This is a genomic window from Clostridium sp. K13, assembly GCF_019734195.1.
GTDB lineage: Bacteria > Bacillota > Clostridia > Clostridiales > Clostridiaceae > Clostridium.
The window spans coordinates 1-13,311 of sequence record NZ_JAASHM010000004.1 but is presented as its reverse complement, the minus strand read 5'-3'; the positions used below and the strand labels follow the sequence as shown (position 1 = coordinate 13,311).

The window sequence follows — 13,311 nt, the reverse complement described above, 5'->3', positions numbered from 1 at the left end:
ATAAAGTTTGGCTTTTTTTCGTTAAATATATGATTTATGATAATTTTTAAAAGTTAATATTATAAGGGTGAATATGTTTAAAGGTGTAAATTTAGTATATAATTAAAGTATATTAAAGCTTAAAATAAAGGAGTATTATAAATTATATGCAGTTAGAAGAGGTTAGAGAGTATATTAATTTTATTAGAGAAATAAAGTCTGAAACTGAATTTATAGAAATAAAATCAGCAGAAAAAGGTTGTCCTAAATTATATGACACATTATCAAGCTTTTCTAATAAATCTGGTGGTGGAATTATAATATTAGGAATAGATGAAAATAGAGATTATGATGTTGTTGGAATATATGATTCAGATGATATACAAAAGAAGATAAAAAATCAATGTAATGATATGGAGCCACCGGTAAGGGCAAGTTTCAATTTATTAAAATGGGAAGAAAATAAATATGTACTATTAGTAGAAATTCCTGAAGTAATGCAAGAGGAAAAACCTTGCTATTATAAAGGTGCAGGTATTGAAAAAGGATCGTATGTTAGAGTTGGTGACTCTGATGAACGTATGAATACTTATGAAATATATAATTTAACCTCATATAATAAAAAGAGAGAAGAGGATTTAAGAGTTATTGATAGAAGTGAATTAGATGATCTAGATATGGAGTTAGTTAATAATTATCTAAATAAAATTAGAAAACTTAAACCTAATTTTTCTAAGATTAAAGATGATAATATTGCATTGAGTAAGTTGGGAATAATAGTTAAGATAGATAGTGTGTATAAACCAACTATTGCAGGATTACTTTGTTTTGGTATATGTCCGGAATTATTATTACCACAATTAGTTGTAAAGGCTATGGTTATACCAGGATTTAAAATTGGAGAAGTTGGCGATTTAGGAGAACGATTTACTGACAATAAAAATATTACTGGAACTGTTAGTGAAATGATTAAGCAAACTATGGATTTTATAACTAAGAATATGAAGAAGAGAGTAATTATAAGTCCTGATACTGGAGAACGTGATGATAAGTTTGAATATCCAGTAGAAGCTATAAGAGAAGCTGTAATCAATGCTTTAGTTCATAGGGATTATAGCAAACATACGGAGAGTAGTTATATATCGATAAAAATGTATAATGATAGGTTAGAAATTGTTAATCCAGGAGGGTTATATGGAAATTTAACCATTGAAGAATTAACAGAAGTAATTAATCCACCAGTTAGAAATAAGACTCTTATAAGAATTCTAGAAGAGATGGATATAATTGAAAATAGGAGTTCTGGAATAGCTACGATGATAATGGCGATGAGAGAGTTACGTTTAGAGCCACCTATTTTTGAAAATAAAAGAGGAAACTTTAGTGTAGTATTTAAAAATCATACTTTAATGACTAAAGAAGATAGAAAATGGTTAAATAAAATAAATAAGAATTTATCAGAAAATGAAGCGCTTGCTTTAATATATTTAAGAAGTAATGAGAGAATGACTAATGGAGATTATCAAAAGATAAATAACGTAAATAGGGATAAGGCATTGCAAGAATTAAAGGGATTAATTAAAAAAGATTTAATCGAATCTCATGGTATTGGAAGTGGAAGTTATTATAAGCTTAAGATGCATATTAGGGATATATCTGAATATATAAATGATAATGACGAAAGTAATAATATAAAATACATTACTACAAGTAATAAAAAATCAGCCCAAGATGAGAAAAAATCAGCCCAAGATGAGAAAAAATCAGCCCAAGATGAGAAAAAATCAGCCCAAGATAGAAATGACCATCTAAATAAAACAGAGAGGGCGGTTGTAGATTTATTAGCTAACAATATATTATCTAAAACTCAAATAGCTCATGAATTAGGATATAAGACAGTTTCAGGTAATTTGAAGGAGGCTATAAAAAATTTATTAGAATTAGATTTGATAGAATTAACTATACCAGATAAACCGAAAAGTAAGAATCAAAAGTATAAATTAAGTGATGGTAGCAACAAAGGGAGTAACCCCCTCAGTAGCACATTGAACGACCAATAAATTACTAGTGGCAAGCAGAATGCGTAGATGAGATATCTACGCATTTTTTAATTGAATTTATCTCTAACTAAAGAAAAAATTTTATCAAAATCTAAGGTTATATTTAAGTATTCACTTTTAAATAAATCATCAATTTTTATATAGTCCTTAAAGTTATCATTTTGCAATTTATATAATTCTACACTTTCATCTTGAGATACTAATATATATTCCTTAACACCTATAGATTTATATAAATCCATTTTTCCTGTTTTATCATATTTAGCAGTAGCAAAACTTATAGCAAGAGGGTGACTTCATCCCCCTCAAAGACACCTGGGTGTCCGGAATTTGATAGTTAGATATACAAGCTTAGCATTATGATATAATCTATATGTAATAAAGATAACAATAGGGAGAAGTTTTAATATTTTTACAAAAGTTTAGATATATTTGAAGATGTTAAAACAATTTCTGAAGAAGAGGTAATATCTAAAAGAGTTATAATTTTATAAAGAGCTATACCGTTGTATAGCTTTTTTACTTATTTTTGATTGAAGGAGTGATTAATATTTTTGTTATAACTAGAAAAGAATTTTTTCTAATAGCTACTGTAATAATTTTATATATTAATTTAGATGTATTGCTACAAATTATAGTTGGTGAAAAGAAAATGAGTAGAGAGTTACTGAAAAAGAAGTTTATGAAGATGATATTTAGTATATATTTTTTTCTAGTAATTTCTATAGTATATTTTCCTTTTCCTATAGTATGGGGAAAATATATAAAATACAAGAATCCAACTATTCATATTATTCCATGGGAAAGTACTATTGGAATGTATAAAAAATATGGTCTAGATTTAGTTATTGAGAATATTGGTGGTAATTTATTATTATTAGCTCCAATGATTTTCTTTTTATGTTATTATTTAAAGAAATTAAATTTTAATATGAAGAAGATTTTGATTATATCATTATGCATATCTTTATTTATTGAATGTAGTCAGGTTACTTTATCAATAATCATTCCTAATTATGCAAGAACATTCGATACTATGGATTTACTTTGTAATAGTATTAGTGGATTAATAGGATATATGTTATATAAATTTTATAATCGTATAATTGTAAATAGTATAGAAACTTAGTTCTTATATATTTTATTAAAAAATAGTAATAAGAAATATAAAAAGTTGAGCTTTATGTATATTCATAAGGGTTAACTTTATTTTTTATATAAGTTATATTAAAATTTTTATAATAAAAAATGTAACAATAATCTTTATAAATGTATTCAAGATGTTGTATTTTGTTATTAATTTTAGAAAAAAATATAGAATATATGTGTTATAATTTAATGGTGATAATTTTATTATTATTATATCAATTATATTAGAAATAAATTAATAAGTATAAAAAATACTTAAATTACATAAGAAGAAGTAGTAAGAAAGGGAATAAAATATGTGTGGAATAGTAGGATATATAGGTAAAAGACAGGCAGCTGATTTATTAGTTGAAGGTCTTTCAAAATTAGAATACAGAGGATATGATTCAGCAGGTGTTGCAATCATAGAAGATGAAAAAATAAGCGTTAGAAAATTAAAAGGTAGATTAGCAAATTTAGAAAATGATCTAAATACTAATTCAATTAATGGACATATTGGGATAGGACATACAAGATGGGCAACTCATGGTGAACCATCAGATGTTAACTCTCATCCACATTCAAATGGGAATGCAACAATTAGTGTTGTACATAATGGAATTATTGAAAATTATATGAGATTAAGAGAATGGTTAACTGGAAAAGGATATGAATTCCTATCTGAAACCGATACAGAAGTTATACCAAACTTAGTTGATTACTACTATAAAGATGGAAGAAATCTTTTTGATGCAGTAGTTAAAGCTACAGCTAAATTAGAAGGAAGCTTTGCTATTGGAGTTATTGCAAACAATGAGCCAGACAGAATAATTGCAGTAAGAAAAGATAGTCCTCTTATTGTTGGATTAGGAGAAAATGAAAGCTTTATAGCTTCAGATATTCCAGCAGTTTTAAATCATACTAGAGACGTATATCTTTTAGAAGATAAGGAATTTGTTATCTTAACAAAAGATGGTGTTGAGCTTAGAACTGAAGATGGTGAAAAGATTGAAAAAGAAGTTTACCATGTAACTTGGAATGTTGATGCTGCTGAAAAGGGTGGATATGAAGACTTTATGTTAAAAGAAATTCATGAACAACCAAAGGCAGTAAGAGATACCTTAGCAGGAAAGATTGCTTTAGGAAAAGAAATAACTTTAGATAATGTTAAGTTTACTAAAGAAGAATTAGAAAACTTTGATAAAGTTTATATAGTAGCTTGTGGAACAGCTTACCATGCAGGTGTTGTTGGTAAAACTGTTATTGAAAAGTTAGCTAAAATACCAGTAGAGATTGATGTTGCATCTGAATTTAGATATAGAGATCCATTAATAACTAACAAAACATTAATAATAGTTGTATCTCAATCAGGGGAAACAGCTGATACTTTAGCAGTTTTAAGAGATGGACAAAGACAAGGAGCTAGAGTTTTAGCTATAACTAACGTTGTTGGATCTTCAGTATCAAGAGAAGCTGATGATGTGATTTACACATTAGCAGGACCAGAAATTGCAGTTGCATCAACTAAAGCTTATGTAACTCAATTAGCTGCATTCTATATCTTAGGATTATACTTTGGTAGATTAAAAGAAACTATAACTGAAGAATATGCAGAAGAAGTAAAAGCTGAAATGCTAACAATTCCAGAAAAGATTGCAAGAGCTTTAGAAATGAAGGAAGAACTTCAAAGATATGCTGATAAACATTATAATCATAGAGATATTTACTTCTTAGGAAGAGGTCTTGACTATGCTGTGGCTATGGAAGGTTCTTTAAAACTTAAAGAAATATCTTATATCCATTGTGATGCTTATGCTGGTGGAGAATTAAAGCATGGACCAATTGCTTTAATTGATAAGGGAACTGCAGTTATTACATTATTAACTCAAGAAGCTTTAAAGGATAAGATGATATCTAACGTAAGAGAAGTTTCTACAAGAGGTGGAAATATCTTTGCAGTAGTTAATGAAGGTGATGAAACATCAAAGGAAGTTGTTGATTCATTAGTTTATATTCCAAAGACTATTGATTTATTAACTCCAATGATAAGTGTTGTGCCACTTCAATTAATATCTTACTATGTTGCAAAACAAAAGGGCTGTGATGTAGATAAGCCAAGAAACTTAGCTAAGTCAGTTACAGTTGAATAAAGCTGATTAAAAAAGTGGCCTCTGTATAAATTATAGGGGCTATTTTTATAAAAGCTAGTAAGTAAATATGTAGTAACTTTTCTAAAAATTAAAATTTAAATATAAATTTACAAATAGGGTTTGGGAGGAAAGTAATATGAAGAAAAGAAGTAAAGTTGTTTTATGGATTTTAGGGGTTGTTATTAGTATTCTTTTAGTAACTATTGGAGGAATATATTCCTATGGAAATCATCTATTTAATAAGATAGAAAAGATTGAAATAGATAAGTCTGATGTTGGAATAAAAGATGAAGTTGAAGAAAAGTTATCAGCTTATAGTGATAGTGTTATAAATATTGCCTTATTTGGTATAGATGCTGAAGATGGCGGTGTTGGTAGATCAGATTCAATAATAATTGCAACAATTGATACAACTCATAAAAAGTTAAAGCTAACATCAATTATGAGAGATTCTTATGTTACTATTGAAGGGCATGGAGATGATAAGATTAATCATGCTTATGCATTTGGAGGGCCTCAATTAGCTATTAAAACCTTAAATGAAAATTTTGATTTAAATATAGATGATTTTGTAGCAGTTAACTTTACAACACTACCAAAGATAATTGATATGTTAGGTGGAGTTACTATTGATATAACTAGTGAAGAAGTAAGTCATATTCCAGGGATTGATGCTGCTGGTACATATACTTTAACTGGTGAGCAAGCGCTTGCATATTCAAGAATAAGATATGCAAGTGGTGGAGACTATGTAAGAACAGATAGACAAAGAACTGTTTTAAGTAAGGTTTTTGAAAAAGTATTATCTATAAATTTTACACAATATCCAAGTTTATTAAGTGAGATTTTACCTATGGTACAAACTAACTTAGATTATTCAGAAATATTAAACTTAGGAAATGAAGTATTAAAAATGGGAGTAACAACCTTAGAGCAAGAAAGATTTCCTAGAGATGGATACTGTGAAGGCAAAATGATAGATAAAATATATTATTTAACCTTTGATAAGGAAAATACAGTACAGCAGTTACATGATTATATATTTGAAGATATAAAGAATTGGTAGTAAATAATTAAGATAATAGGAGTGATAAGAAATATGGCAAGAATGTTTGGAACAGATGGAGTTAGAGGTATTGCTAATACAGAATTAAGTGCAGAATTAGCTTATAATTTAGGTAGAGCAGGAGCTTATGTATTAACAGAAGGGACACATAAGCCAAAGATATTAGTTGCTAAGGATACTAGAATATCAGGAGATATGTTAGAGTCAGCTTTAGTTGCAGGGATACTTTCAGTTGGTGCTGAAGCTATAATTTTAGGAGTAGTACCAACACCAGCAGTAGCTCACTTAACAAGAGAATATAATGCAGATGCAGGAGTTATGATTTCAGCATCTCATAATCCAGTTGAATATAATGGAATTAAATTCTTTGATGGAAAAGGGTACAAGTTATCAGATGAATTAGAAGATGAAATTCAAAGAATAATTGAAAATGGTTTTGAAGGAGTACCAAGTCCAGTTGGAGAAGGTGTTGGTAGAGTATATAAGGAAGAAACAGCTTTATATGAATATATAGAATATGCAAAAAGTACAATTAAAACAGATTTAAAAGGATTAAAGGTTGCTTTAGATTGTGCAAATGGTGCTGCATATAAGGCTGCAGTTAAGGCATTTAGAGCTTTAGGTGCAAGAGTGTATGTAATTAATGATAATCCAGATGGAAATAACATAAATGAAAATTGTGGTTCAACTCATATGGAAGAATTAATGGATTATGTAGTAAGAAAGAATTGTGATATTGGATTTGCTTTTGATGGTGATGCAGATAGATGTTTAGCTGTTGATGAAAAAGGAAATATGATAAATGGAGATTTCTTATTAACAATATGTGCAAAGGCTTTAAAGGAAGCTGGTCAATTAAAGGATGATACTTTAGTTGTTACAGTAATGAGTAATTTAGGATTAGACATTGCTGCTAAAAGAGAAGGGATTAACCTAGTAAAAACTAAGGTTGGAGATAGATATGTACTTGAAGAAATGCTTAAGAATAATTATATATTAGGTGGAGAACAATCAGGTCACATAATATTCCTTAATCACAATACTACTGGAGATGGTTTAGTTAGTGCACTTCAAGTAGCATCTATATTAAAAGAAAGCGGAAAGACTTTTAGTGAATTAGCTGGAGTAATGAAAGAGTTACCACAAGTATTAGTTAATGCTAAGGTTCCAAATGAAAAGAAGAATATTTATTTAGAGGATGCAGAAATAATTGAGGCTATTAATAATGTTGAGGCTAAATTAAATGGTGTTGGTAGAGTGCTTATAAGACCATCAGGAACTGAACCTTTAGTAAGAGTTATGCTTGAAGGTGAAAATCAAGATGAAATAAATGAAATGGCAAATAGTTTAGTTAATTTAATATTAAGTAAAATTTAATTAATATATATTATATGGGGAAAAGAGAAAGCTTCCCTTTTCCCTGATATGGAAATAGGGGGAATAAGATAAAGTATGTATAATTGTGCACTAATATTAGCAGCAGGACAAGGAACAAGAATTAAATCAGATTTACCAAAGGTATTACATAAGGTTTGTGGTAAGGAAATGGTGAATCATGTTATAGATACATTAAGAAAAGCAGAAATTAATGATATTAACCTAATTATAGGTAAGGGTGCAGATTTAGTTAAAATTAAAACTGAAAATAGAGAAGTATCATATTCATTACAAGATGAGCAATTAGGAACAGGGCATGCAGTAAAATGTGCTATAGATTTCTTAAAGGATAAGGAAGGAACTGTAGCTGTATTATGTGGTGATGCACCATTAATAACTGAAGAAACTATTAAAAGATTATTTGAGGAACATTCTTTAAATAATAATAAGGCAACTCTTTTAAGTTCAATATTAGATGATGCTAGTGGATATGGAAGAATCATTAGAAATGGTGATGAAGTATTAAAAATAGTTGAACATAAGGATTGTAATGAAGAGGAATTAAAGGTTAGAGAAATGAATGCTGGAGTTTATTGCTTTGATATAGTTTCTTTATTAGAAGCATTAGAAAAGTTATCAAACAATAATTCTCAAGGTGAATATTATTTAACTGATGTTATTGGAATATTAAAAGAACAAGGTGAAAAGGTTGGTGCTGTTGTAACTAGCTTTGAAGAAACAATGGGTGTTAACTCAAGAGCTCAACTTGCACAAGTTGAACATGAATTAAGAAAAAGAATTAATTCAATTCACTTAGAAAATGGAGTTACATTAATAGATCCATCAAATACTTACATTGGAGCTGATGTTATTATTGGAAAAGATACAATAATATATCCTGGTAACGTTATTGAAGGTAATACTGTAATTGGATCAGGATGTTTATTATATCCTAATTCAAGAATAAGTAATTCTTCTATTGCAGAAAATGTTGAAATTCAAAGCTCTGTTATTTTAGATAGTGTTATTGGTAATGATACTACAGTTGGGCCTTTTGCATATATACGTCCACAATCAATTATAGGAAATCACGTAAGAGTTGGAGATTTTGTTGAAATTAAGAAGTCAACTATTGGTGATAATACTAAGGTTTCTCATTTAACATATATAGGAGACGCTGAAGTGGGAGAAAGTTGTAATTTTGGATGTGGTACCGTTACTGTAAATTATGATGGTAAGAACAAGAATAAGACTATTATAGGTAATAACAGTTTTATTGGATGTAATACAAACTTAATATCTCCAGTAACTGTAGAAGATAATACTTATATTGCAGCTGGTTCTACTATTACTAATGATGTAAAGAGTGGTGAACTTGCAGTAGCTAGAGCAAAGCAAAGAAATATTCCAGGATGGGTTGAAAGAAGAAGATAGTATATTTTTAATGCCACAGAAGAGGTAGGGTACAAGTGCTTTTTCTGTGGCCAATAAATTTATGGGAGTTTAAAATGGAGAGATTTAATAATAGAAGATTTAAGTTTAAAGTAGTACTATTAGGTGTGGCTATAACACTTATTACTGCATTAATAGTACATGGTTTTATTACTTCAATTAATGGTTAGATATAGGATATTATTTATTTAAAATTAGAAATAGAGTAGAAATTTTAAGTGATAACTTTGTATAAAATATAGGTTATCACTATTTTTTTTTATTAAAGAAAAGTTTATGTTTAAAAATTTAATAATATTCTACAAAATATTACAAAAAAATACATTTTTGTATGATAAAATTTATCTATATAAAGAAATGGGGGGGTGTATGAGTATTATTAGAGAGAAGTGTCCTTTAAAAAGTAAAAAACAAGTACTATCTGTTATTTTAGGCTTGATTATATTATTAGTAATAATTATTGCAAATATAGTTTTAAAAAATATACATAAGATGGAATATTTAAATTCAACATTAGGATTTATAAAATCATTTAATATAATAATATCTATGTTGGGTGTATTTAGTTGCTTAATATCATATAAAAGAACAAAGGATAATAATATTTTTATTATTTCATTAATGTATATTGGATTGTCAGTTGGTATATTATTTAATCATATAGATTACTTGCCCTTTTATTATGATGAGCTAGGTATTTCTATATATATAGTTGTATCTGCATCATTACTTAGAATATTATTTCTAATAATTTCAGTAACAAAAGAAAATAAAATTAAAAGTATAATACTTAAAAATAAAGTTGTTTTTATTTTTATAGTAATAGTTTTTACTATAATTTTTGGAGTTATTGAAAAGTCATTTGCTATAAATAGTTATACTACTAATTATGAAGTTAATTATGCTAGATTAATAGCATATAACGTTTTTTTAATATTAGTTTATTCAACATCTTCAATTATTTTACTTATTAGAGCCTTTAAAGAAAAAAAGTATATATTTTATGTTTTTAGTGCTAGCATATTAATTCTTGCATTGAAAGCAGTTTATACAATATATATGGCTAATAAATTAAGCTTTTGTAAAAATTTAATTTCAGTATCATTAACATATATATGTTTTCTAATAATTATAATAGGTACATTGATTGAAAGCTTTATAAGTGTATATGTAGCTAATAAATTAAATGAAGAACTACAACTGTTTTATGCATTAGCAGAAAAAAATAGTAATAATTTTATAGCTATTTTTGATGAAAATGAAAAGATCGTATATGCAAATGAGAGGATAAAAGAATATTATTGTTGTAATGGTTCTATTGATAATCTTTACTTAATTTTAAATAATAATAAGTTTAATGTTATTAATATCGAAGAGATTCGAAGGGCGATTGAGGGAAATGATTCATGGAGAGGATTATTAAGAAATGAGAAGACTCAAAAGACCTTTGATTGTAATATTCAAAAAATTACATGTAATAATAAAAAAAATTACTTAGCTATTAATTATATGGATATAACAGAAATATTAAATAAAGAGTTAGAGGTTAAAAGGCTTAAGGAATATGATAAAGAAAAAAGTGAGTTTATAGCAAATATTTCTCATGAATTAAAAACACCGTTAAATTTAATTTCTTCTTCAGTTCAGCTACTAGATGTTTTTATGAAAAATGAGGATACTGATTTTAGACAAGTATATGAAAAGTATAATAAAACTTTACATTTAAATTGTGCAAGAATGACAAGGTTAATAGATAATATTATGGATTTATCTAAATTTGATTTGGGAATCATAGGTTTAACCTTAAATAATTATGATATAGTAAATGTTATTGAAGAAGTTGTGTTATCTGTAGTAGAGTATGCAAAACTAAAAAATATAAATATACAATTTGATACAAATGTAGAGGAATGGATTATAAGCTGTGATGCTAATATGATTGAGAGGTTAATGCTTAATTTATTATCTAATGCTATTAAGTTTTCAGGTAAGGACTCTAATATATATGTAGATTTAATTGTTAAGGATGAGGTAATTGAAATAATTGTTAAGGATCAGGGGATTGGTATAGCAAAGGAAAATCAAAAGGCTATTTTTGAAAAGTTTGTTCAAGTAGACAAGTCATTCACTAGAAAAAATGAGGGAAGTGGAATTGGGTTAAGTATTGTACAATATATAGTAGACCTTCATGAAGGAAAAATTGAGATTGAAAGTGAATTAAATGAAGGTACAACCTTTAAAGTATTCTTACCTAATAGGTTGGAAAATAATAATGATGAAGTTAATCACTATTTAGATTCTTATAAAGTTAAGTTAGAGTTATCTGATATATATGAAATTTTAATTTATAACTAAAAACAACATGTAATATTATATATAAACCAATAATAAAAATATATGATAGAAAAATAAATTCTGCAAAAAGTGTTTATAATTAAATAATAAAAAAGCTCAGTGATTTAGTATCATTAGAGCTTTTTTTATAGCAACCAAGGTCGCAGGTTTCCTTGCTAGCACATTGAATGCCCAATGAATTGCCAGTGACAAGCAAAATGCGTAGATAACGAATCTACGCATTTTTAATTGAATTTATTTCTAACTAAAGAGAAAATTTTATCAAAATCTAAGGTTATATTTAAGTATTCACTTTTAAATAAATCATCAATTTTTATATAGTCCTTAAAGTTATCATTTTGCAATTTATATAACTCTACACTTCCATCTTGAGATACTAATATATATTCCTTTACACCTATAGATTTATATAAATCCATTTTTCCCGTTTTATCATATTTAGCAGTAGCAAAACTTAAAACTTCAATAATTAACTCTGGAGCAGAAACTAATATTTCACCTTTCCATAATAAATCACTACCTGCAAATACATCAGGTTCTAAATATTTAGTTTTTTCATCAGTGCTTTTTAGAATATAATTAACATCAATCCTAGTAGCTTCAGAACCAACATTATTAGCAGAGCTAGTTTGCTCTAGTAATTCATTGAATATATAATGTACTATAATTCTATGTAAGTTAGACGCAGGACACATCATCATCATAAAAATCACATCCCTTTATTTATTATTATTAACATATTAATATAATTATAATATAAAAATATAAATTTCTCTATTTGAATCTCACAGTATAACTAAAGGGATTCAGTAGTAAGAGGATAACTTAATCAACATTTTTTAAAATTTTAAAGAAATTTTGTAAAAACTCCATATTCAAGTATATGTATTAATTGTAAGGCAAAAAAATAAAAAATAAATGAAATGGAGGAATTTATTATGGCAAACAAGGCTCTTGAAAGTACAGTATTATCAATTGAGGTGCAATCAGCAATTGACAAGGAGGGAAATCCAACCTTTACAAAAAAGAAGATAGGTAACTTAGTACCAAATGCAGATATTGCAAAAGTTCAAGCAGTAGCTGGATTAGTAGCAGATTTACTTGAAGCAAATACTGGATCATTTTATGTAACTGAATTGTCTCAAATTCAAGAATAATGAGGAAAATCTTTCTCTTGTATGGGGAAGCAGTAAATTAATCATATTAAATTTTAGAATATTATTTAAGGGGGAAGTAAATATGGAATATACATTAACAATGACATTTTTAACTGAAACAGGGGAAAAATCTAACATCTCAATTTCAGATGTTAAAGCTGGTATAACAAATGATGAGGTACAAGCTTTGATGGATAGCTTAATTGCAAATAACATTTTTGAAAATAAAAAAGGAGCATTAGTTTCCAAACATTCAGCTCAAGTAACACAAAGATCAGTTACTAAATTTAGTATATAATAACTTAAATTTATGAGAAAGGAGAGTAATAAGAAGTGCAAAAGCAAGGCTTATTACTCTCTTTAATTTTGTATAAACTTACAAAAATATAAAATTGTAAAGTAATTTTAAGAATTAAAAGTATATATTAAGAGTTTTGTAAAATTTATGGTGTAAAATATTACCATGAGAGATGAGGTTAAGAGATTAATATATTAAGAAATATTTAAAAGGAATCTGTTAAGCTGATATGAAAAAATAGCTTGATTTTTCATAGAATTGCTCGCTCTTTGAAAATTATATAAGTTTA

General features: G+C 27.2%; 11 protein-coding genes. 9 read left to right on the top strand and 2 right to left on the bottom strand.

The window, feature by feature from the left end; all coding sequences use genetic code 11:
* Positions 1 to 146 precede the first annotated feature (146 nt).
* The gene (locus tag HCG76_RS03960) at positions 147 to 2,039 is read left to right on the top strand and encodes an ATP-binding protein (protein ID WP_221698876.1); all 1,893 of its coding nucleotides are present in this window, start codon (positions 147 to 149) and stop codon (positions 2,037 to 2,039) included.
* A 47-nt stretch (positions 2,040 to 2,086) separates the two neighbouring features.
* On the opposite strand, the gene HCG76_RS03955 is transcribed toward HCG76_RS03960, so the two are convergent.
* Positions 2,087 to 2,281, bottom strand: coding sequence for a Uma2 family endonuclease (locus HCG76_RS03955; RefSeq protein ID WP_221698877.1), 195 nt, complete (start codon positions 2,279 to 2,281; stop codon positions 2,087 to 2,089).
* A 299-nt stretch (positions 2,282 to 2,580) separates the two neighbouring features.
* Here HCG76_RS03955 and HCG76_RS03950 point away from each other — a divergent pair, with 299 nt between their 5' ends.
* The 6 genes from HCG76_RS03950 to HCG76_RS03925 all read left to right on the top strand — a co-directional run bounded on the left by HCG76_RS03950 (position 2,581) and on the right by HCG76_RS03925 (position 11,567).
* Positions 2,581 to 3,168 carry a VanZ family protein gene (locus tag HCG76_RS03950; protein WP_148325174.1) on the top strand — a complete coding sequence of 196 codons (588 nt, stop codon included), beginning with the start codon at positions 2,581 to 2,583 and terminating at the stop codon, positions 3,166 to 3,168.
* A gap of 316 nt (positions 3,169 to 3,484) precedes the next feature.
* A complete protein-coding gene (glmS, locus tag HCG76_RS03945) occupies positions 3,485 to 5,317 on the top strand; it encodes a glutamine--fructose-6-phosphate transaminase (isomerizing) (RefSeq protein WP_221698878.1) in 1,833 nt (610 codons plus the stop codon).
* 136 nt (positions 5,318 to 5,453) lie between these two features.
* A complete protein-coding gene (locus tag HCG76_RS03940; protein ID WP_221698879.1) occupies positions 5,454 to 6,383 on the top strand; it encodes an LCP family protein in 930 nt (309 codons plus the stop codon).
* 33 nt (positions 6,384 to 6,416) lie between these two features.
* On the top strand, positions 6,417 to 7,760 hold the full coding sequence (gene glmM, locus HCG76_RS03935) for a phosphoglucosamine mutase (protein WP_221698880.1): 1,344 nt from the start codon (positions 6,417 to 6,419) through the stop codon (positions 7,758 to 7,760).
* Positions 7,761 to 7,835: 75 nt separating this feature from the next.
* On the top strand, positions 7,836 to 9,194 hold the full coding sequence (gene glmU / locus HCG76_RS03930; protein ID WP_221698881.1) for a bifunctional UDP-N-acetylglucosamine diphosphorylase/glucosamine-1-phosphate N-acetyltransferase GlmU: 1,359 nt from the start codon (positions 7,836 to 7,838) through the stop codon (positions 9,192 to 9,194).
* 387 nt (positions 9,195 to 9,581) lie between these two features.
* Positions 9,582 to 11,567: a sensor histidine kinase gene (locus HCG76_RS03925; protein ID WP_221698882.1), complete on the top strand. Its 1,986-nt coding sequence runs from the start codon at positions 9,582 to 9,584 to the stop codon at positions 11,565 to 11,567.
* A gap of 224 nt (positions 11,568 to 11,791) precedes the next feature.
* Here the strand turns inward: HCG76_RS03925 and HCG76_RS03920 are convergent, their stop codons facing one another.
* Positions 11,792 to 12,271, bottom strand: coding sequence for a Uma2 family endonuclease (locus tag HCG76_RS03920; RefSeq protein WP_221698883.1), 480 nt, complete (start codon positions 12,269 to 12,271; stop codon positions 11,792 to 11,794).
* Positions 12,272 to 12,505: 234 nt separating this feature from the next.
* Here HCG76_RS03920 and HCG76_RS03915 point away from each other — a divergent pair, with 234 nt between their 5' ends.
* Both HCG76_RS03915 and HCG76_RS03910 read left to right on the top strand, forming a co-directional pair.
* The gene (locus tag HCG76_RS03915; RefSeq protein ID WP_221698884.1) at positions 12,506 to 12,724 is read left to right on the top strand and encodes a DUF1659 domain-containing protein; all 219 of its coding nucleotides are present in this window, start codon (positions 12,506 to 12,508) and stop codon (positions 12,722 to 12,724) included.
* A gap of 82 nt (positions 12,725 to 12,806) precedes the next feature.
* Positions 12,807 to 13,022: a DUF2922 domain-containing protein gene (locus tag HCG76_RS03910; protein ID WP_221698885.1), complete on the top strand. Its 216-nt coding sequence runs from the start codon at positions 12,807 to 12,809 to the stop codon at positions 13,020 to 13,022.
* Positions 13,023 to 13,311 lie beyond the last annotated feature (289 nt).